Annotated in this window: 20 protein-coding genes; 11 read left to right on the top strand and 9 right to left on the bottom strand. The window is 63.5% G+C overall.

Translation table 11 applies throughout. The features are described 5' to 3' along the window. Positions 1-21: 21 nt before the first annotated feature. Entirely contained in the window at positions 22-972 is a 951-nt protein-coding gene (gene rlmF / locus LOY42_RS05020) for a 23S rRNA (adenine(1618)-N(6))-methyltransferase RlmF (protein ID WP_139669033.1), read from the top strand. Between the two features lie 47 nt (positions 973-1,019). Here the strand turns inward: rlmF and LOY42_RS05015 are convergent, their stop codons facing one another. Beyond that, on the bottom strand, positions 1,020-1,301 hold the full coding sequence (locus LOY42_RS05015) for an HU family DNA-binding protein (RefSeq protein ID WP_004882926.1): 282 nt from the start codon (positions 1,299-1,301) through the stop codon (positions 1,020-1,022). Positions 1,302-1,693: 392 nt separating this feature from the next. Between LOY42_RS05015 and yejK the strand changes: the two genes are divergently transcribed. The 3 genes from yejK to LOY42_RS05000 all read left to right on the top strand — a co-directional run bounded on the left by yejK (position 1,694) and on the right by LOY42_RS05000 (position 3,620). After that, positions 1,694-2,701, top strand: a complete 1,008-nt coding sequence (gene yejK, locus LOY42_RS05010) for a nucleoid-associated protein YejK (RefSeq protein WP_258599943.1) — start codon at positions 1,694-1,696, stop codon at positions 2,699-2,701. Between the two features lie 344 nt (positions 2,702-3,045). Continuing rightward, the gene (locus LOY42_RS05005) at positions 3,046-3,288 is read left to right on the top strand and encodes a hypothetical protein (RefSeq protein WP_046854291.1); all 243 of its coding nucleotides are present in this window, start codon (positions 3,046-3,048) and stop codon (positions 3,286-3,288) included. 68 nt (positions 3,289-3,356) lie between these two features. Beyond that, positions 3,357-3,620 carry a DUF3077 domain-containing protein gene (locus tag LOY42_RS05000; RefSeq protein ID WP_139669030.1) on the top strand — a complete coding sequence of 88 codons (264 nt, stop codon included), beginning with the start codon at positions 3,357-3,359 and terminating at the stop codon, positions 3,618-3,620. Positions 3,621-3,676: 56 nt separating this feature from the next. On the opposite strand, the gene LOY42_RS04995 is transcribed toward LOY42_RS05000, so the two are convergent. From LOY42_RS04995 to LOY42_RS04970, 6 genes are all read right to left on the bottom strand, one after another. After that, positions 3,677-3,973 carry a GIY-YIG nuclease family protein gene (locus LOY42_RS04995; RefSeq protein ID WP_102685471.1) on the bottom strand — a complete coding sequence of 99 codons (297 nt, stop codon included), beginning with the start codon at positions 3,971-3,973 and terminating at the stop codon, positions 3,677-3,679. 43 nt (positions 3,974-4,016) lie between these two features. Beyond that, positions 4,017-4,487, bottom strand: a complete 471-nt coding sequence (locus LOY42_RS04990) for a nuclear transport factor 2 family protein (RefSeq protein WP_139669029.1) — start codon at positions 4,485-4,487, stop codon at positions 4,017-4,019. 115 nt (positions 4,488-4,602) lie between these two features. Beyond that, positions 4,603-5,883, bottom strand: coding sequence for an MFS transporter (locus LOY42_RS04985; RefSeq protein WP_139669027.1), 1,281 nt, complete (start codon positions 5,881-5,883; stop codon positions 4,603-4,605). A 13-nt stretch (positions 5,884-5,896) separates the two neighbouring features. Next, a complete protein-coding gene (locus LOY42_RS04980) occupies positions 5,897-6,565 on the bottom strand; it encodes a FadR/GntR family transcriptional regulator (protein WP_110699894.1) in 669 nt (222 codons plus the stop codon). A 546-nt stretch (positions 6,566-7,111) separates the two neighbouring features. After that, complete coding sequence (locus tag LOY42_RS04975) at positions 7,112-8,467, bottom strand: amino acid permease (RefSeq protein WP_046854285.1); 1,356 nt, start codon at positions 8,465-8,467, stop codon at positions 7,112-7,114. 120 nt (positions 8,468-8,587) lie between these two features. Next, on the bottom strand, positions 8,588-9,529 hold the full coding sequence (locus LOY42_RS04970; protein WP_139669025.1) for an AEC family transporter: 942 nt from the start codon (positions 9,527-9,529) through the stop codon (positions 8,588-8,590). 189 nt (positions 9,530-9,718) lie between these two features. Between LOY42_RS04970 and LOY42_RS04965 the strand changes: the two genes are divergently transcribed. Both LOY42_RS04965 and LOY42_RS04960 read left to right on the top strand, forming a co-directional pair. Further along, complete coding sequence (locus LOY42_RS04965; RefSeq protein WP_139669023.1) at positions 9,719-11,353, top strand: phospholipase; 1,635 nt, start codon at positions 9,719-9,721, stop codon at positions 11,351-11,353. Between the two features lie 14 nt (positions 11,354-11,367). Beyond that, complete coding sequence (locus LOY42_RS04960; RefSeq protein WP_102684909.1) at positions 11,368-11,556, top strand: hypothetical protein; 189 nt, start codon at positions 11,368-11,370, stop codon at positions 11,554-11,556. A 133-nt stretch (positions 11,557-11,689) separates the two neighbouring features. On the opposite strand, the gene LOY42_RS04955 is transcribed toward LOY42_RS04960, so the two are convergent. Continuing rightward, positions 11,690-12,250 (bottom strand): response regulator transcription factor, encoded by a 561-nt coding sequence (locus LOY42_RS04955; protein WP_023632665.1) that lies wholly within the window; start codon positions 12,248-12,250, stop codon positions 11,690-11,692. Next, positions 12,250-13,506 carry an ATP-binding protein gene (locus LOY42_RS04950; RefSeq protein ID WP_102684910.1) on the bottom strand — a complete coding sequence of 419 codons (1,257 nt, stop codon included), beginning with the start codon at positions 13,504-13,506 and terminating at the stop codon, positions 12,250-12,252. The genes LOY42_RS04955 and LOY42_RS04950 overlap by 1 nt, the downstream gene beginning before the upstream one ends. Before the next feature lie 202 nt (positions 13,507-13,708). Between LOY42_RS04950 and LOY42_RS04945 the strand changes: the two genes are divergently transcribed. From LOY42_RS04945 to LOY42_RS04925, 5 genes are all read left to right on the top strand, one after another. Then, a complete protein-coding gene (locus LOY42_RS04945; protein WP_139669021.1) occupies positions 13,709-14,431 on the top strand; it encodes an SIMPL domain-containing protein in 723 nt (240 codons plus the stop codon). A 312-nt stretch (positions 14,432-14,743) separates the two neighbouring features. Next, positions 14,744-16,369: an ABC transporter substrate-binding protein gene (locus tag LOY42_RS04940; protein ID WP_102684912.1), complete on the top strand. Its 1,626-nt coding sequence runs from the start codon at positions 14,744-14,746 to the stop codon at positions 16,367-16,369. 212 nt (positions 16,370-16,581) lie between these two features. Then, entirely contained in the window at positions 16,582-18,174 is a 1,593-nt protein-coding gene (locus LOY42_RS04935) for an ABC transporter substrate-binding protein (RefSeq protein WP_198755469.1), read from the top strand. Between the two features lie 157 nt (positions 18,175-18,331). Next, entirely contained in the window at positions 18,332-19,714 is a 1,383-nt protein-coding gene (locus LOY42_RS04930; protein WP_372241206.1) for an OprD family porin, read from the top strand. A 72-nt stretch (positions 19,715-19,786) separates the two neighbouring features. Continuing rightward, complete coding sequence (locus tag LOY42_RS04925) at positions 19,787-21,382, top strand: ABC transporter substrate-binding protein (protein ID WP_139669017.1); 1,596 nt, start codon at positions 19,787-19,789, stop codon at positions 21,380-21,382. Positions 21,383-21,426: the final 44 nt, after the last annotated feature.

Below are 21,426 nucleotides of genomic sequence, written 5' to 3'. Positions count from 1 at the left end.
ATGCTTTTTCAGGACCCCACCATGACCCAGAAACCCACCCTGCACCCGCGCAACCGCCACCAGGGCCGCTACGACTTCCCCGCCCTGATCAAGGCGCATCCGGACCTGGCCCGCTTCACCATCACCAATCCCTACGGCAAACCCAGCATCGACTTCGCCAACCCTGAAGCCGTGCGGGTGTTCAACCGCGCCCTGCTCAAGGCCCAGTACGGCATCCAGCACTGGGACATCCCCGCCGACTACCTGTGCCCGCCGATTCCCGGCCGCGCCGACTACATCCATGTGCTGGCCGACCTGCTGGGCGAAGACAACGGCGGCGAAATCCCCCGCGGCGCCCAGGTGCACGCCCTGGATATCGGCGTCGGCGCCAACTGCATCTACCCCCTGCTCGGGCACAGCGACTACCGCTGGCGCTTCACCGGCTCCGACATCGACAGCGTGGCACTGGCCTCGGCCAAGGCCATCGTCCAGGCCAACAAGCTCGACAAGGCCATCGGCCTGCGCCTGCAAGCGGATCGCAAGCACATCCTCAGCGGCCTGCTGCAGGCCGACGAGCGCTTCGACCTGACCCTGTGCAACCCGCCCTTCCACGCCTCGCGCGAGGAAGCCACGCGCGGCAGCCAGCGCAAATGGAAGAACCTCGGCAAGCAGGACCCCAAGCGCAAGCTGCCGGTGCTGAATTTCGGCGGGCAGAACAATGAGCTGTGGTGCGAAGGTGGCGAGATCCGCTTCGTCTCCCAGTTGGTCGCCGAAAGCGCGCAGTACGCCGCCCAGGTGCTGTGGTTCACCAGCCTGGTGTCCAAGGCCAGCAACCTGCCGGGTATCGAGGCAGCCTTGAAAAAGGCCGGGGTGAAGGCCCTGCGCATCGTCGAGATGGGCCAGGGGCAGAAGCAGAGCCGCATGGTCGCCTGGAGCTTTCAGGACGATGGCACACGCCAGCAATGGCACGCCCTGCGCAAATCACGGGCATGAAAAAACCGCGCCCGGGCACGCCGGGCGCGGTTTCGTCAAATCAACAATTACTTGTTGATCGAGTCGGTCAGCACTTTGGCTGGAACGAACTTGACGACTTTCTTGGCAGCGATTTCGATGGCCGCGCCAGTCGAAGGGTTGCGGCCGGTACGGGCAGGACGCTCGGTGACTTTCAGTTTGCCGATGCCTGGCAGGGTGATTTCGGCGCCGTTTTCCAGTTGGTCGGCGACGATCTGGCCCAGTTGCTCCAGGGCGTTACGCGCGGTGGTTTTCGGCGCGTCGATGGCTTCAGCGATATCGGCAATCAGTTGGTCTTTGGTCAGTGCCATGGTGGTGTTCCTTCCCTATCAAATTCAGTGGTTGTGCAGCGTGCTTGGTCGGTGGTCGGGCCAGCCCGGGACAATCCAGAGGCCGCGTCGATCGCGTATGTAGATACGTAAATCGGCGTTTGGTTCGACACCGCGCAAGCGATCTGCCAGCAATGCGCCACCCAAGGGGCGCAAGACCGCGCAAAGCTACCACAGGAATCGATAAATATCCGCTGCCGACCGCGTTTTTGTTCAGGTTTTTCGGGGGTTTTCAGAAAAATCGCAAATATTTGAACAAAAAACGAACAACCGACATATACGCCAACATCTGGCCACTGCACCACCCTCGCCCTGGGTTAAACTGAACGCCTTTTGCAGCGCGGCTTTTCACCGCTCCTATCACCGAGAATTCCATGCCAATCCGTCATTGCATCGTTCACCTGATCGACAAGAAGCCCGATGGCAGCCCCGCCGTGCTCCATGCTCGCGACAGCGAACTGGCGGCCTCCGACGCCATCGAGAACCTGCTGGCCGACCTCAACGACAGCTACAACGCCAAGCAAGGCAAAGCCTGGGGCTTCTTCCACGGCGAGTCCGGGGCCTATCCGTTCAGCGGCTGGCTCAAGCAGTACCAGGACGAGGAGAAAGACTTCGCCACCTTCAGCCGCGTGGCCGTCAAGCACCTGCAGAAGCTGATGGAAGAGTCCAACCTGTCCACCGGCGGCCACGTGCTGTTCGCCCACTACCAGCAAGGCATGACCGAATACCTGGCCATCGCCCTGCTGCACCATAGTGAAGGCGTGGCGGTCAACGCCGAGCTCGACGTGACGCCCTCGCGCCACCTGGACCTGGGGCAGTTGCACCTGGCGGCGCGGGTCAACCTGTCCGAGTGGAAGAACAACCAGAACTCCAAGCAGTACATCTCGTTCATCAAGGGCAAGAACGGCAAGAAAGTCTCGGATTACTTCCGCGATTTCATCGGCTGCCAGGAAGGCGTGGATGGCCCGGGCGAGACCCGCACCCTGCTCAAGGCCTTCAGCGACTTTGTCGAGAAAGAGGACCTGCCGGAAGAATCCGCCCGCGAGAAGACCCAGACCCTGGTCGACTACGCCACCACCCAGACCAAGCTGGGCGAGCCGGTAACGCTGGAAGAGCTCTCCAGCCTGATCGACGAAGACCGCCCCGAGGCGTTCTTTGACCATATCCGCAACAGCGACTATGGGCTGTCGCCGGAGATCCCGGCCGACAAACGCACCCTCAACCAGTTCCGCCGCTTCACCGGGCGTGCCGAGGGGTTGTCGATCAGCTTCGAGGCGCACCTGCTCGGCTCGAAGGTCGAGTATGACGAAGAAGCCGGGACGCTGGTCATCAAAGGCCTGCCGACCCAGCTGATCGATCAGTTGAAACGGCGCAAGGACTGACAGGGTCGGGGGCGTATTGCGCCCTCCGGCGAGCTGGAACAGATCGCCTGTTTATAAGACTTTCCCCATTCCCTGTAGTCCATTTCCCAAACATACTTCCAACCCCTTTCAAGCCATTGCGGTGCCCTGGGTTGGCCTCTAGTCTCGGACGGTCGCTGCACATTCAGCGACCGGCTTTGACAGGCCGCTGAGAACCTTCCGCATGGCTCGCTCTATGGCGGTTGTGCGTGGGGCACTTCGTGTGCGCCGGGTCAGGTTCTCTCACCGGTCTGTCAACCCACGCATAGCTGCCACCCACTTGTTTGACAGCAGTTGGTGGTGGCCCTTCTGAGAGAGCCAAGCCAATGCTTAAGATTGTCCCCGATCCACCCCACAACCCTCATTCCCTTGAAGACACCCTCATCCAGGCCACCGAGTACGCCCTGTGCGCCTTGACCGTGGCCCATCATGCCGTGCAGCTCAAACCCAGGTCGCCGGCTGCCGTGCTGATGATGGCGTCGATGCATGAGATGGAGTCGCTGCGTGTGTTGCTCGAAGCGGCGTTGATCCAGGTGCAGATGCCGGCGCAAGCGCCAACGTTGCATTAAGCCCAATCGCTGCGACTTGCCCCGCGATGGCGCCCGCACAGGCACCGACCATTTCAGGGAGAACAACCATGACCACAGACAACACCCCGACCACCGCCGGCAAGACCAAGTTCTACCAGGGCGAAGGCATGACCGACCCGCTGTTCTGCATCGAGCCCGGCATCCCCTGCCAGCACGCCCGCGACCAGGCCTCGGAACTGATGCGCTGCGTACGCGACCTGACCATCACCGGGATCATGGAAGAAAAGCCCCAGCTGCTCTGGGCGTCGTATTACCTGAGCGCCCTGGCCAAGGCGCTGATGGATGATGCCGAACTCGGCATGAAGCACTAGAAAGATCGCGGGGCTATGCGGCGCCAGGGGATGCATGGCCAAGGCCCCGCAACGTGTCATGGGGCCGTGGCGACACCAATATAGGAGGCCACCAACGCCTCCTTCGCCGCCTTGCGCAGCTTCTTCACCAAACGCTCCTGGCGCAGCGCCTCGCCTTTGTCCGGCCACTGCTCCACATACACCAGCGCCTGCGCCGGGCTGGTCTTGAAATACCGCGCGCCCTGCCCTTTCTGGTGCTTGATGAAGCGCCGCTGCGGATCGTCGCTGATACCGCAGTACAGCGAGCCATTGGCGGCACGCACCAGATAGACGTACCAGGGTTTGCAGTCGGGGGAAGGCGCTGTTTCGCTCACGGCTCGGTTCGGTGCAACGGAAGAAGGCCGCCAGCTTAACGCCTCAGCGCGCCTGCTGGAATGCGCGAAGCCCCTTGAACGCCTGCTGGCGCACCTTGTTCTGCAACATCGGCGACCAGCCCAGCAGCACGCCCGGCATGCCCAGGGCCTGACGCGTCCAGCGCCACAGGTCGAAACTGTCGTCGTGCTGGCAGATCAGCCCGTCACGAATCACGAAGCGCGCCTGGATATCGTTGACCACCACCCGCCCGGTCTGGCTGAACAGATAGGTTGCCACCCAATGCGCGCCGCCGCCGCGTTCGTCACTGCGCACGTTGTCGAAGGTCAGGGTGAAATCCTTGGCGCGGCGGGTGAGCATGCGCCACATGTCCCCGGCATCCTGCCCGCGCAAGGTGCCGAAGACCGGATCGCTGAAAACGATGTCGTCGCTGTAGCAGGCCACCATGGCCTCGGCGTCCAGGCGCTGGAAGGCCTGGTAGAAACGGGTGATCAGGGCGCTGTTGGCATCGCTCATTGGCGGTTATCCATGCTTGGGCTCGAGAAGCGCAAGATAGTCCGGGCCCGGCTTTGGCGCCACAGCCATTTGCGCCATGAATGGTGCCGAAGCCCGAACCAGCTGCCAGCAGACCTCAGACCCGCTCGCTGACCACCCCCACATGCAACGCACGCCCGGCACCCAAGCCGAACACAATGGCACCGATCCCCAGTACCGCGAAGATCCAGCCCACCGCGCCCCAGCCCCCGGTCAGGTCATGCACCAGCCCCACCGCGAACGGCCCCATCGAGGCCAGGGTGTAGCCCACGCCCTGGGCCATGCTCGACAGGTTGGCCGCCACATGGGCGTCCTTGGAGCGCAGCACGATCAAGGTCAACGCCAGGGCAAAGGTGCCGCCCTGGCCCAGCCCCAACAGGATCGCCCAGCCCCACAGCCCTTCCAGCGGCGCGTACAGGCAGCCGAACAGCCCGCCCAGGGTCACCAGCATCACCACCACGATGGCCAGGCGCTGATCCTTGCCGCGCGTCGCCAGCCATGGCGCGCTCAGCGAACTGACCAGTTGCACGATCACCGAGCCGGACAGCACCAGCCCCGCCTCGGTCGGGCTCAGCCCACGGCCGATCAGGATCGACGGCAACCAGCCGAACACGATGTAGGCCAGCGACGACTGCAGGCCCATGTACAGGGTCACCTGCCATGCCAGCGGGTCACGCCACAGGCCCTGCACCCGGTAGGCCACCTTGTGCACGCCATGCCCCTGGTGGGATTGGGGTAGCCACACCAGCATCGCCAGCAACGCCGGCAGCACCCAGAAGCCCAGCCCCAGCGCCCAGCTGTCATCGAAGTGGCGGGTCAAGGGCACCGTGGCACCCGCGGCCATTGCCGCGCCCAGGCACAGCGCCATGGTGTAGACGCCGGTCAGGGTGCCTGCATGTTGTGGGAAATCGCGTTTGACGATGCCGGGCAACAGCACGCCGATGATGCCGATGCTCGCACCCGCCATCAGGCTGCCGAGGAACACGCCGGTGGCGCCCAGGGCACTGCGCACCAGGATGCCCAGCGCCAGGGTCAGCAAGATGCCGAGGATGACCCGTTCGCTGCCGAAGCGTCGTGCCAGGATCGGTGCCAGCGGCGCGAAAAGCCCCAGGCACAGCACCGGCAAGGTGGTCAGCAGCCCCGCCTGCGATGCGCTGAGCCCCAGCCCTTCGGACACCTGCCCGAGTACGGGCGACATGCTCGACAGCGCCGGGCGCAGGTTCAGCGCCACCAGTACCAGGCCCAGCAGCAACAGCCAGGGCCGGCGCAGCACCACGGGCTGTTGCTGGACTTGCTCATCGTCGGCCTCGGCGTCGATCAGCAGTTCTTCGAGGTCCGCCTCGCGGTGTGCGGTGTTGCGGGTCAGTTGTTCGGCCATGGCCTTCTCGTGGTCAGGATTCGATAAGGGTCCGGCTCAGGTGCTTGGCCCGCTCCGGATCGCGTTGTTCGAGGGCGTCGAGGATCTGCCCGTGCAGGTCGAACACGGCCTGGCAACGGGGGACGGTCGTCATGTTGTGCTGCAGGGCCGCGCCGACCACGCCGGAGAAATAGCGGTACAGCTCGCTCAAGGCCGGGTTGTGGGCGGCATCCACCAGGCGCTGGTGGAAGACCAGGTCGCATTCGACATAGGCATCCACATCGCCGTGGTAGTGCTGCGCACTGTGTTGCAGGGCTTCGCGCAGTGCCTGCAGGTCGGCTTCGGTGCGGCGCAACGCGGCCAGGCCGATGGCTTGTGTTTCAAGGATATGGCGGGTTTCGCGGGCGTGTTCGACGGCGCAGCGCGACATCACCTGCACGGCCTGCAGCGGGTCCACGGCGGTGCGCAGGTAGCTGCCGTCGCCCTGGCGGATTTCCACCAGGCCGCTGAAAGCCAGAACGCGCATGGCCTCACGCACGGTGTTGCGGCTTATGCCCAGGTCGCTGGCCAGCTCTGGTTCGGTGGGCAGGCGCTGGCCTACTGACCAGGTGCCCTGGGCGATGCGCGCGCGGAGCTGGTCTACGGCTTGTTCTACCAGGCTGCGTTTGATGAGCGGGGTCACGGGGGGTTTACGTCCAGTCATCGGATGAATTGCTTGACGATAGCGGGTTGGTAAACAGGGAGCAAGGTGCGGTTGTTGTCTTATTGGCTTCAGGGGGCCTTGTGACAGCACCTTGAAGCCCATCCCTTCCAAGGTCTTTCGGGCGCAAAGGTTGTTGAGCGCATCACGGCCGCCAGGTGCCCGCCGTAACTCTTGCAGCGCCTATGAGATCGAGCGCCGCCCGCGCGGCGCATCGCTGGCAAGCCAGCTCCCACATCTGTTTCGGGCCAGTCTGTCCTGTGAAGTCGTCGCTGCCCGCCTTGACGCGTGCCTTGAGACAGGTGGGACATCAATAGTGCCCACGCTGAAACCGCGTCGTACCCACAAGGCGTACAGCCGCGGCGGCGCAGGCATAACTGGCCCGAAACAAATGTGGGAGCTGGCTTGCCAGCGATGCGCCGCGCGGGCGGCGCTCGATCTCATAGGCACTGCAAAGCTCGCGGCGGACACCTGGTGGCCCTGATGCGGTCAACAATCCTCGCATCCAAGGCCGTAAAAGAGATGCCCCTGAAACCGCAACAGGCCAAATCAGGCCTGACGTGCCTTCTTCATCCGGAAGGCCACCCACAGCACGGCGATCCACGCTGGGATCAGCATCACCGAGATACGGATTGGCGGGGTGAGGTACATCACCACCAGGATCAGCACGATGAACGCCAGGCACAGGTAGTTGCTCAGCGGGTGCCACAGGCTCTTGTAGAATGGCGTGATGCCGGCCGCCAGCTTGGCCTTGCGGAACTTCAGGTGGGTGATGCTGATGCTCGCCCAGTTGATCACCAGCGCCGACACCGCCAGGGCCATCAGCAGGCCAAAGGCCTCGCCCGGCATCAGGTAGTTGATCAGCACACACAGGCCGGTGGCGAACGCCGATACACCCAGCGCGGTGAGCGGCACGCCACGGCGGCTGACCTTGAGCAGCTGGCGCGGCGCGTCACCCTGCGTGGCCAGGCCGAACAGCATGCGGCTGTTGGCGTACACGCAGCTGTTGTAGACCGACAGCGCGGCGGTCAGCACCACGATGTTGAGGATGGTCGCCACCAGGTCGCTGTCCAGTTCATGGAAGATCATCACGAACGGGCTGCCGCCCTGCACCACCTTCTGCCAGGGGTACAGCGACAACAGCACGGCCAGCGCGCCGATGTAGAAGATCAGGATGCGATAGACCACCTGGTTGGTCGCCTTCGGGATGCTCTCACGCGGGTTGGCCGCTTCGGCGGCGGTGATACCCACCAGCTCCAGCCCACCAAAGGAGAACATGATCACCGCCAGGGCCATGATCAGCCCGGTGACGCCATTGGGGAAGAAGCCGCCGTACTGCCACAGGTTGGCGACGCTGGCATCCGGCCCGCCGTGGCCGCTGCTCAGCAGCCAGGCGCCGAAGCCGATCATGCTGACGATGGCCACCACCTTGACCAGGGCGAACCAGAACTCCATTTCGCCATATACCTTCACCTGGGTCAGGTTGATGGCGTTGATCACCACGAAGAAGATCGCCGCAGTGGCCCAGGTCGGGAAGTCCGGCCACCAGTACTGCACATAGATCCCCACGGCGGTGAGCTCGGCCATGCCGACCAGCACATACACCACCCAGTAGTTCCAGCCCGAGACGAAACCGGCGAACTCGCTCCAGTACTGGTGCGCGAAGTGGCTGAAGCTACCGGCAACCGGCTCCTCGACCACCATCTCGCCCAGCTGGCGCATGATCAGGAAGGCCATCAGGCCGGCGATGGCGTAGCCCAGCAGCACCGACGGGCCGGCCAGCTGGATGGTCTGGGCGATGCCCAGGAACAGCCCGGTGCCGATGGCCCCGCCCAGCGCGATCAGCTGGATATGACGATTCTTCAGCCCGCGCTGCAAGCGCTCGGGCGTGCTCTGGTCTTGCATGAAGTGTCCTTTAGGTGAGGCAGTGTTATTGGTTTTGCTTGCAACTGAGCTGGTGTGGTGTTTTGCAAATACGACCAATAAAAAGCCTCGAGTTATGGTCGTTATTTGTGAAACACCACACTAGATCCATCCACCCCATTGCAAGAAGAAAATCCCGATGTTCGTGGTGACGGCGGCCATCAGTGTAGTGATCACGATGATTGACGCCGCCAGTTCATGGTTGCCGTTGGCCTCCCGCGCCATCACATAGCTGGCCGCCGCAGTGGGGCTGGCGATGTAGAGGAACAGGATGCCCAGTTCGGCACCACGGAACCCGCACAGCCAGGCACCCAGGGTGCCCAGCAGCGGCAGCCAGACCATCTTCACCAGGCTGACATCGACGGCCAGCCTGCCGCTGTCGCGCAGGGCCGCCAGCGACAGGGTGCCGCCGATGCAGATCAGCGCCAGCGGCAGGGTCATCTGGGCCAGGTAGTCACCGGAGGTCAGCAGCCAGTTGGGCAGCGGCACCTGGCCGTAGGCCATGGGTGTTGCCACCAGCACGCTGAGGATCAACGGGTTGCTGAAGATGCTCTTGCAGATGCTCCACGGGTCGGACTTCAGGTCCGGGCTGTACACCGCCAGTACCACCGCCGACAGCGAGTTGTACATGAGGATCACCAGCCCGGCCAGCACCGCGCCGAGGGATATACCGTAGTCGCCATACAGGCTGGCCGCCAGTGCCAGGCCGATCACGCCGTTGTTGCCGCGAAACGCGCCTTGCGTGTAGACGCCGCGGTCGGCCCGCGGGCAGCGCCAGATCGCCAGGCCCCAGGCCAGGCCGAAGCATGCCAGCGTCGCGCCGACGAAGTAGAGCATCACCCCTGGTTTTACCGCCGACGCCAGGTCGGCGTGGTAGATGCCGAGGAACAGCAGCGCCGGCATGCACACGTTGAACACCAGCTTGGAGGCGACCCGGTTGAAGTTGTCGTCGATCAAGCGGATGCGCTTGAGCAGCACGCCCATGAACAGCATGGCGAATACAGGTGCCGTGATGTTCAGTGTCTGGATGAGAAGGGCGAGCATGCAACGTGGTCCCGGGAAATGCGGTTAGGAGGGCAATCATACGTGAGAGCCGGGGGCTTGCGCCCGCCACAGCTGCCAGATGCCAGCACAAAGGGGGCTTGACGTAGGAAATTTCCTGCATATGATGCATATTACTGTATATGCATACAGTATAAAAATGGATTATCCAGACATTGCAAGGAGCAAATCATGTCAGGAATGCAAACAGCGCCTGCGGCCATGAAAGCCCAGGCCACGCTGGTGGTCGCTGACCTCGACCAGTTGTTCGATGAGCACGGCATCGCCCTGCCCGGCCCCGACAGCCATCTGGTGCTGGTCATGCACGGCCACCACACCCTCAAGTATCACCGCCCTGCGCCACCGTCGGCTGGCGGCAACGCTGCGCAGCGCGGCCCGGAGCTATTCTTCGAAGGCGCAGAACACACCGCCATCGGCGACAACACCCTGTTGCGTTACGAGACAGGCCAACCAGGCACCCCCGCCCATCAGTCACCATTGCCGCTGCCCAACGGCCTGAACCTGACCTATGGCCAGGTAATCGCCCTGGGCGGCGACTTCTATGGGGTGCCCGAGCGCCCGATTGCCGATGGCGGCAACGACGCCGAACGAGTCGAGCGCTTCATCCAGGCGTTCGACTCCCTGGCGCGCCTGCCGGCGGCCAAGGCGGAAGCCGAACAGATCCTCGCGGTCATGCAGGAAGAAATCCGCGCAGCCAACCAGGCCATCAAGGACGGCCGTCAGCCCCATGAAGCCTATGACGCACTGGGCGACAGCCTGTCGGCACGCTGGAACCGCATCACCGGCGGCGGCAGCTTCGCCTCCGACCTGTTCCCCTTGGGCCGCTACCTGAAGCTGGCCGCCAGCAACTGGGACCACTTCGGCCCCTGGGCGCTGCTGGCCTACCAGGCCGGCCACGCCGCGGCCTTGCAACAGGCGCTGAAAGCCCGCGCCAGCGGCGCCGAACGCGACCTGCAACTGGCCTATGCGATGAACGCCTTCGCCGACCACTTCCTCACCGACCTGTTCTCCGCCGGCCACCTGCGGGTACCGCGCAAGGCCCTGGCCGACACCGTCACGCCGAGCGACGTCGGCTCGCTGATCTCGCGCTTCATGCACGACGAGGACAGCAAGTACGGCCTGGCCGTGCGCAATGCCGAGGGCGAGCAATGGCGCGCCTACGGCGACAAGCGCTACTTCGACAGCGTCGATGTGGCCAACCGTCGTCAAGTGGCGCGCGCCGTGCAGCGCTCGGCCGATGAAGTGTTCCAGGCTTTCGCCGAGGGCCACGTACCCCAGGCCAAGGACTTTTCGGCCCTGCGCCTGGCGCCCGACCTGCACGCCGCCGAACAGGACCTGGTGCCCGGCAACTTCGCCCCGCTGTACTTCCAGGACGGCAAGGCGGTGCTGCGGCGCAAGGACGTCAACGACCTCAACGACCGCAACCGCATCGGCGACTGGTGGGGCTGGAGTACCTACCTGCTGCTCAAGGACTACAAGCCGAACAAGCCCACCGGCTTCATCGATGCCCCTGCCACCTCGCCGGTAATCACCGGCTGGGAGCGTCGTGAACCCGATGGCCTGAACTGGCAACGGGGCAATGCGGTGCGCTATGCCTTCAGCATCACCGACCACCTCAACGAGTCGTACATTGGCCCTTGGAGCGGCTATGCCGAGCTCACCGACCAGTTCCACCCGAGCGTGCAGGTGCCGGCGGACGGCAAGCAACGCGGGCGCAACCTGTTCCGCCAGTTCCGCGGAGGTTCACCGGAGCTGATTGCCAGCCTGGACGGCAAGACCACTCTCTATATCGATCGCAACGCGTGACAAGGAGGTCACCGATGAATATCAAGGTCAAACTGGAACTGGCTTCGGGCCAGTCGATGGAAGGCATGCCGCTGGAATTGCTGCGTGATGGCAAGGTGATTGGCCGGGCGAAAGTGCCGGCAGGCGGACAGGTGGCGTTCGAGGCACCATCGGGAGCAGGACAGCTGGCGGTACGGGTTGACCGCTCGGGAGAAAAAGCCTGACAAAACGCAGGGGGCCACTACGTGGCCCTTTCGTCGCGGTTCGTCGCCACGACAAGCCGGCTCCCACAGGGCATCGATGATCCTTGTGGGAGCCGGCTTGCCGGCGATGGGCGCGCAGCGCCCCCAGTGGACTTCAGCGTCGGACCGGACGTTTCTGCAGCTTGCGCTGCAAGGTGCGCCGGTGCATGCCCAGCGCCCGCGCCGTGGCGGAGATATTGCCCTCGTGCTCGCCCAGCACGCGCTGGATGTGCTCCCACTGCAGGCGGTCCACCGACATCGGGTTTTCCGGCACCAGCGTGTCCAGGTCGGTATGCTCCGAGAGCAGCGCCGCCAGCACATCGTCGGCGTCGGCCGGTTTGCACAGGTAGTTGCAGGCCCCGCGCTTGACTGCCTCGACCGCCGTGGCGATGCTCGAGTAACCGGTCAGGATCACCACGCGCATCTCCGGGTCCAGCTCCAGCAGCTTGGGCAACAGCACCAGGCCCGAGTCGCCCTCCATCTTCAGGTCCAGCGTGGCGTAGTCGGGCAGGTCCTGCTCGGCCAGTTTCAAGCCTTCCTCGGCGGAACCCGCGGTGCTCACACGGAACCCACGACGCGACATCGCCCGGGCCATCACCCGGGTGAAGGTGGCGTCGTCATCCACCAGCAGCAGGTGCGGCAGCTCTTCGCCTTCGACCTGGTTTTCTTCGCTCATCATGCATCTCCTCGCTTGCCATGGGGCAGGCGCAATTCGGTCAGGGTGCCACCCTGCTCATGACTATAGAGTTTCACCGAACCGCCCGCACGCGTCACGCTGGCCTTGCTCAAGAACAGGCCCAGGCCGAAGCCTTTGCCCTTGGTGGTAATGAAAGGTTTGCCGATCGCTTCGGCGATGGCCGGCGGCACGCCGGGGCCATGGTCGCGGATGCTGATGACGATGTCCTGGGCGTCCCAATCCAGGCGCACCTCCAGGTCGTCCGGGCAGGCATCGGCGGCATTGTTCAACAGGTTCAGCAGGGCTTGGGTCAGGTCCGGCGGCGGCGTCAGCCGCGGCACCACGCCGTCGCGCAGGCGCTGGAAGCGGTAGCTGGCTTCCGGGCGCATCAGGTGCCAGCGGTTGAGCGCCTCGTCGAGCCAGGCGGTGACATCCTGCTCAACGATCGCCAGGCGCCGGTTGGCCTCGGCAGCGCGCACCAGTTGCTGCAAGGTTTCCTTGCACAGCTTGACCTGGTCCTGAAGGATCTGCAGGTCTTCCTGCAACAGCGGGTCGGCGTGGTCCTGGCGCATTTCGTTGAGCAGCACGCTCATGGTCGCCAGCGGCGTGCCCAGTTCGTGGGCGGCGCCGGCGGCCTGGGTGGCCACGGCCAGCAACTGCTCGTCGCGCAGGCTTTCTTCCCGACGCTCGGCGCGCAGGTTCTCTTGCTGGCGCAACTCCTCGGCCATGCGCGCGGCGAAGAAGGTGATCACCCCGGCGGCCAGGGCGATGCTCAGCCACATGCCGTAGACCTGCATGGTATCGCGCGCCAGCGGCAGCGTTTCCAGCGGGTAGTACTGCACCAGCAACAGGCTGTAGGCGACCAGGGCGATACCCGAGAGCACCAACGAGTAGATCCACGGCAGGGTGACCGCGGCGATGGCCAACGGCACCAGGTAATAGGAGACGAAGGGGTTGGTCGAACCGCCCGAGTAATAAAGCAGGGCACTGTGGATCAGCAGGTCGCAGGCCAGTTGCAGGGCGTACTCGAGTTCGGTGACCGGCAGCGACAGGCGCAGGCGCAGGGCGGTGAACGCGCACAGGAGCGACGACAGGGCCAGCGTGACTGCCAGCGAGAACCACGGCAGCGGCAGCAGCTCGGTCCAGTAGGCCACGCCTACCGAGCCGGCCTGGGCCGCCAGGACGAGAATGCGGATGAAGGTCAGGCGCCAGAGGTTCTGGCGTGTGGCGGACAACGGATGTGCGACGGCGAGCATGAGCTCTCCCAATTGAGTGCTCCAGGAAAATCGGCTGGAGTATACCGAAGCCGGGCGCTCCACTGCAGCGATGCGGCAAAGCGCCACACTTTGTCATAGATTCATGATGGCACTTTTGAACCCTCTACACTGTCACCGGTCTGATCGGCCATGCGTGGAACGGATCTGCTCACCCACGCCTTACCCTGCCAAGGAGTTCCACATGCACATTACCCGTCGCGGCGCCGCCGCCGTTGCCCTGTCCTGCGGCATGCTCGCCAGCCTGCCGACCCTGGCGGCCGACGAGCCACGCTACAACCAGGTGTCGCTGCGTGCCGAAGTCAGCAAGGAAGTGGCGCGTGACCTGATGGTCGTGACGCTGTACAGCGAAGCGCAGAACACCGACCCGGGCAAGTTGGCCAAGGAGATCACCGAAACCATGAACAAGGCCGTGCAGCAGGCCCGCCAGGTCAAGGACGTGAAGATCAGCCAGGGCAGCCGCAACAGCTACCCGATCTACGACACCAAGGGCCAGAAGATCACCGGCTGGCGCGAACGCGCCGAACTGCGCCTGGAAAGCGCCGACTTCCCGGCCCTGTCCAAGCTCACCGGTGACCTGCTGCAAGACCTGAAGATGGGCGGCATGGACTTCTCCATTGCCCCGGCCACACGCAAGTCCAATGAAGACGAGTTGCTCAAGGATGCCGTCGCCGCCTTCAAGGCGCGTGCCCAACTGGCCACCGATGCCCTGGGCGGCAAAGGCTACAAGGTGGTCAGCCTGAACCTCAACAGCAGCGGTTACCCGCGCCCTTACCTGCGTAACGCGCCAATGGCGATGATGGCCAAGGGCGCCGCCGATGAATCCGCGCCGGCGCCGGATATCGAAGCCGGAACCAGCGAAGTGAGCATGAGTGCCGATGGCCTGATCGAAGTCCAGGTGCCCTGACCCACTCAACCGGATGTCAGAGGCGGTCAAAACCGTCTCTGACAGCAGTTTCAGACCTTTCCTACGCACCAAACGGGTGCGTCTGCTTGTCACATAAAGTGCGAAATATCCTGAAATTTTCGCCCTTTTCCCCCTCGCAAACGATCAACATTCGCCAAAGTTATATGGATGCGACATCCATGTACGTCCGTACCACGTTTTTGCCGTCAACCATCCTGCTGAGTGTTGCATTGGGAATACCCCCTGCATAAGTATCCGCAGGTCGGCTCACGAGGCCGCCTCAATTCGAAAAATGACAACAATGAGGCCACCATGCTCAAACACGCAGTCATTCCGTTCCTGGTAGGTGCAGGCTTGCTAGCCGGCGCTCCCTCCGCCCTCGCCGCATCCAACCTGGTGTTCTGCTCCGAAGGCAGCCCGGCCGGGTTCGACCCGGGGCAATACACTACCGGAACCGACTTTGACGCCTCCGCCGAGACCATCTTCAACCGCCTGACGCAATTCGAACGCGGCGGCACCAAGGTCATTCCGGGCTTGGCCACCAGCTGGGACGTCTCCGATGACGGCAAGACCTACACCTTCCACCTGCGTGAAGGCGTCAAGTTCCATACCACCGATTACTTCAAGCCGACCCGCGACTTCAACGCCGACGACGTGCTGTTCACCTTCAACCGCATGCTCGACAAGGACCAGCCCTTCCGCAAGGCCTACCCCACCGAGTTCCCGTACTTCACCGACATGGGCATGGACAAGAACATCGCCAAGGTGGAAAAACTCGACGACCACACGGTGAAGTTCACCCTCGCCCAGGTCGACGCCGCGTTCATCCAGAACATGGCCATGCACTTCGCCTCGATCCAGTCAGCCGAATACGCCGACCAGTTGCTCAAGCAGGGCAAGCCCGCCGACATCAACCAGAAGCCCATCGGCACCGGGCCGTTCGTGTTCAAGAGCTACCAGAAAGACTCGAACATTCGCTTCACTGGCAACAAGAGCTACTGGAATCCTGAAGAAGTGAAGATCGACAACCTGATCTTCGCCATCAGCACCGACGCCTCGGTGCGCATGCAGAAACTCAAGAAGAACGAGTGCCAGGTGACGCTGTTCCCGCGTCCGGCCGATATCAAGCCGCTGCAGGAAGACAAGAAGCTGCAGATGCCCGACCAGGCCGGCTTCAACCTCGGCTATATCGCCTACAACGTGATGGACAAGATCAAGGGCAGCAACGAAGCGAATCCCCTGTCCCAACTCAAGGTCCGCCAAGCCCTGGACATGGCGGTCAACAAGCAGCAGATCATCGAATCGGTGTATCAGGGTGCCGGCCAGCTGGCGGTCAACGCCATGCCGCCGACCCAATGGTCCTATGACGACACCATCAAGGACGCCGCGTACGACCCAGAGAAGGCCAAGCAACTGCTCAAGGAAGCCGGCATCAAGGAGGGTACCGAGATCACCCTGTGGGCCATGCCGGTGCAGCGCCCCTACAACCCCAACGCCAAGCTGATGGCCGAGATGCTCCAGTCCGACTGGGCCAAGATCGGCATCAAGGCCAAGATCGTCAGCTACGAATGGGGCGAGTACATCAAGCGTTCCAAGGGCGGCGAGCAGGGCGCCATGCTGATTGGCTGGAGCGGCGACAATGGTGACCCGGACAACTGGCTGGGCACGCTCTATGGCTGCGATGCCATGGACGGCAACAACTTCTCCAAGTGGTGCTACAAGCCCTACGACGACCTGATCAAGCAAGCCAAGGCGACCTCGGACCAGGCCAAGCGCACCGAGCTGTACAAGCAGGCGCAACATATCCTCAAGGAGCAGGTGCCGATCACCCCGATCGCCCACTCCACCGTGTATCAGCCCATGAGCGCGAAAGTGAAGGACTTCAAGATCAGCCCCTTCGGCCTGAACTCCTTCTACGGGGTCAGCGTGGACAAGTAACGGTCGTGACCGCCCCGCCAGCGTTTGGCGGCGGGGCGGTGACATGATCGGGCGATACGCAGGGCAATTCCCTAGTGTTCGCCGGAACGCTCCCGCACCCAAATCAGTAGCGAACCCTGGTTCCCGCATTCTGGCGCATCTATCGTCAGGACCGGGATGCAGCAGCCGCGTTTTGCCTGCCGCTGCCTGAAAACACGGACAAAGGACCTGCCATGCGCCTGACCACACTGAGCTCCACCCTGCTTGCCCTCGGCCTGCTGAGCCAGGCTCCCGCGAGCCTCGCCAACAACCTGGTGTTCTGCTCCGAAGGCAGCCCGGCGGGCTTCGACACCGCCCAGTACACCGCGGCCACCGACAACGACGCCGCCGAACCGATCTACAACCGCCTGGTCGAGTTCGAGCGTGGCGGCACCGCCGTGCAGCCGGGCCTGGCCACCGACTGGCAGGTGTCCGAGGACGGCCTGAAGTACACCTTCCACCTGCGACCCGGGGTGAAGTTCCATGGCAACAAGGACTTCAAGCCCAGCCGCGACTTCAACGCCGACGACGTGCTGTTCACCTTCAACCGCATGCTCGACAAGGACCACCCCTTCCGCAAGGCCTACCCCACCGAATTCCCGTACTTCATCAGCATGGGGCTGGACAAGAACATCGCCAAGGTCGAGAAGACCGATCCGCTCACCGTGGTCTTCACCCTCAACAAGGTCGACGCCGCGTTCCTGCAGAACATCGCCATGGCCTTCGCCTCGATTCTCTCCGCCGAGTACGCCGACCACCTGCTGGCCGGCGGCAAGGCCAGCGATATCAACCAGAAGCCGATCGGCACCGGCCCCTTCGTGTTCCAGCGCTACCAGAAGGATTCGCAGATCCGCTTCAAGGGCAACAAGGACTACTGGGCACCTGACCGGGTGAAGATCGACAACCTGGTGTTCTCGATCAACGTCGACCCGTCGGTGCGCATCCAGAAGCTGCGCCGCAACGAGTGCCAGATCACCCTGCATCCACGCCCGGCCGACCTGCCCGCGCTCAAGGAAGACGGCAAGCTGCAGGTAATGACGCAACCCGGTTTCAACCTTGGCTACATCGCCTACAACACCCAGCACCCCCCCTTCGACCGGCTGGAAGTGCGCCAGGCCATGGACATGGCGGTGAACAAGCAGGCGATCATCCAGGCGGTCTACCAGGATGCCGGCCAGACAGCCGTCAACGCCATGCCGCCAACCCAGTGGTCCTACGACAAATCGATCAAGGACGCCCCCTTCGACCCGGAAAAAGCCAAGCAGCTGCTCAAGCAGGCCGGGGTCAAGGAAGACACAGAGATCACCCTGTGGGCCATGCCGGTACAGCGCCCCTACAACCCCAACGCCAAGTTGATGGCCGAAATGCTCCAGTCCGACTGGAGCAAGCTCGGTTTCAAGGTGCGCATCGTCAGCTACGAATGGGGCGAATACCTCAAGCGCATGAAGAGCGGCGAGCATGACATCGCCCTGATCGGCTGGACCGGCGACAACGGTGACCCGGACAACTGGCTCGGCACCCTGTTCAGCTGCGACGCCATCGGCAGCAACAACTACTCCTTGTGGTGCGATTCGCAATACGACGCGCTGGTGAAAAAAGCCAAGCAGGTCACCGACCGAGACCAGCGCACCAGCCTCTACGAACAAGCCCAGCAACGTCTCAAGCAACAGGTGCCGATCACCCCGGTCGCGCACTCCACGGTCAACCAGCCGCTGAGCATCAGCGTGAAAGACTTCAAGGTCAGCCCCTTCGGACGCAACGTTTTCTCCGGCGTCAGCATCGATTGACCCTGCAACGTCCGGACGGGAGTGCGACCCACTCCCGCGCCAGCGTGCAGCCCGGATTTGCCTGGCAACCCCCAGGCAGACACTGCAGTACCGCGTCACCGTGACAAGCCCGGCTCACAAGGCCGGGTGATAACTAGAAAAATATCAGGGAGCTTTCATGTTGATTCGTACCACAACCACCGCACTGGCCTTGTCCGTCGGCGCCTTCTGCGCCCTCGCCCAGGCCGAACCCGCAAGCCAGGACTTCGTGCCGTTCGCGCTCAAGTCCAGCAGCGAACAGGCCGAAGCCAAAGGCTTCATCGATGGCCAGAGCCTGTCCGGCAGCACCCGCAACTGGTATGCCCGCGAACGCGCCACCCGCGCGCCGCTGTGGAAGTACACCAAGGGCGACGGCACCCGCCACGACACCCACAGCCGCGACAACTGGCTGCAGGGCACCATCCTCAACTACAGCTCGGGCTTCACCGAAGGCACCGTCGGCTTTGCGGTGGAGGCCGCCGCCTACAATGCCATCGCCCTCGAGCAGGGCCGCGCCGCCGTGGCCGGCCCGAACAACCGTACCCTGACCCACAGCGACGGCGACCCGATCGGCCAGTGGAGCAAGATGGGCCTGGGCAACGTCAAGGCGCGCATCTCCAACACCACGCTGACCGTCGGTCGCCAGTCGGTCGACACGCCGATGATCGCCTACATCGGTAACCGTGCCTTGCCATCGAGCTTCCAGGGCGCGTTCCTGCACAGCGCCGAGTTCGAGAACCTGTCGTTCGACGTGGGTACCTTCGACCGCGTTTCGCCACGTACCGAGCAGAGCCTGAGCAAGTTCCGCAGCGAGTACGGCGCCGCCGGGGTCGAGACCGACCGAGCCAGCACCGTCGGCATCAACTACCAGCCGCTCAAGAGCCTGACCACCAGCCTCTACGCGACCAAGGTCGACGACTTCTGGAACCAGTACTACTTCGGCGCCAACCACGTGCTGGGCGACAGCGCGGTGCTGAGCCTGACCACCGGTCTGAACTACTACAAGACCGTGGACGAAGGCAGCAAGAAGATGGGCGAGATCGACAACGACACCTACAGCCTGTCGTTCGGCCTGACCCACCAGGCCCACACCCTCACCGCCTCCTGGCAGCAGGTCAACGGCAACGAGTACTTCGACTACCTGCATGAGACCAACGGCATCTACCTGGCCAACTCCCTGCTGTCGGACTTCAACGGCCCGAACGAGAAATCGCTGCAGATCAGCTATGTGCTGAACATGGCGCCCTATGGCGTGCCAGGCCTGAAGTTCAACGTCTACAACGCCCGCGGCTGGGATATCGACGGTACCCACTACAAGGGCACCGCCTATGACGTCCGGGGCCAGGACGGCGAGAACCACTACGAGTGGGGCATCGGCACCAGCTACGCGGTGCAGAGCGGCATGCTGAAGGACACCACCATCCGCGCCACCTATACCGCCCACCGTGCCAGCAAGGCGCAGAGCGACGGCAGTCTCGACGAGTTCCGTGTCGTCACCACCATTCCGTTCAACATCCTCTGACCGTTGGCGCCACGGCCCGCCTCCCCACGGGCCGTGGCGGCTACGCTGGAACTAGCACTGCAGGGAGGTTCCATGAAATCGCTACCGCTACGCGCTGCCCTGGCAGCCGTCATCCTGGGCGCCGCATCGAATCTGGCGGCCAAGCCGCTGGTGGTGTGCACCGAAGCCAGCCCGGAAGGCTTCGACATCGTCCAGTACACCACCGCCGTCACCGCCGACGCCACGGCCGAGGCCATCTTCAACCGCCTGGTCGACTTCAAGCCCGGCACCACCGAGATCCAGCCGGCCCTGGCCACCAGTTGGGACGTCAGCCCCGACGGCCTGGTCTACACCTTCCACCTGCGCGAAGGCGTCAAGTTCCACACCACCGACTACTTCAAGCCCACCCGCGACTTCAATGCCGATGACGTGCTGTGGAGCCTGAACCGTCAGCTGAAGAAAGACCATCCGTGGCACGACAAGACCAGCGTCGGCTACCCCTACTTCGAGAGCATGGCCTTCAAGGACCTGCTCAAGTCGGTCGAGAAGACCGACGATCACACCGTGGTGATCACCCTGACCCGCCCGGAAGCGCCTTTCCTGCGGGACCTGGCCATGGCCTTCACCTCGATCTACTCCGCCGAGTACGGCGACCAGCTGCTCAAGGCCGGCAAGACCGGCGACCTCAACAGCAAGCCGGTCGGCACCGGCCCGTTCGTGTTCCAGCGCTACAACAAGGACGCCAACGTCCGCTACAAGGCCAACCCGGACTACTTCCGTGGCAAGCCGCCCGCCGACGCGCTGATCTTCGCCATCGCCACCGACAGCAACGTGCGCCTGCAGAAACTGCGCGCCAACGAATGCCAGATCGCCTTGTATCCCAAGCCTGACGACGTGCCGGGGATCAAGACCGACCCGAAACTCAAGGTCGCCGAGATCGAGGCGCTGGTTACCGGCTACATCTCGATGAACACCCAGCACAAGTACCTGAGCGATGTGCGCGTGCGCAAGGCGATCGACATGGCCTTCGACCGCCAGACCCACGTCGACCAGCTGTTCGGCAAGGGCAACGCCCTGGTTGGGGTCAACCCGTATCCGCCGACCATGATCGGCTACAACACCGACAACAAGAACCCGCCCCACGACCTCGACAAGGCCCGCGCCCTGCTCAAGGAAGCCGGTGTGCCGGAGGGCACGGTGATCACCCTGTTCACCCGCAACGGCGGCGGCCCGACCAACCCCAACCCGCGCCTGTCCGCCGAAATGCTGCAGTCGGACCTGGCCAAGATCGGCATCAAGCTCGACATCCGTGTGATGGAGTGGGCCGAGATGCTGCGGCGCGCCAAGAAGGGCGAGGCCGACCTGGTGTCGGCGGGCTGGGCCGGCGACAACGGCGACCCGGACAACTTCCTCACGCCGATGCTCAGCTGTGACGCGGTGAAAAGCGGCGAGAACTATGCCCGCTGGTGCAACCAGAAGTTCCAGGACCTGATCACCCGCGCCCGCGAAGTGATCGACAACGATGAACGCGCCAGGCTCTATAACGAGGCCTTGGCGGTGTACGATGAAGACCAGCCGTGGATCAGCATGGCCCACCCGAAAATGTTCACCGCCATGCGCGAGAACGTCGAAGGCTATGTGATCAACCCACTGACCAACAACAACTTCGCCACCACCAAGGTGAAGTAGAACAACAACAGCCGCCGGACCTTGTGCAAGAGGCCCCGGCGGCG

The sequence above is a fragment of the Pseudomonas sp. B21-023 genome (assembly GCF_024749165.1).
Taxonomy (GTDB): domain Bacteria; phylum Pseudomonadota; class Gammaproteobacteria; order Pseudomonadales; family Pseudomonadaceae; genus Aquipseudomonas.
This window is presented reverse-complemented; position numbering and strand designations above follow the sequence as displayed.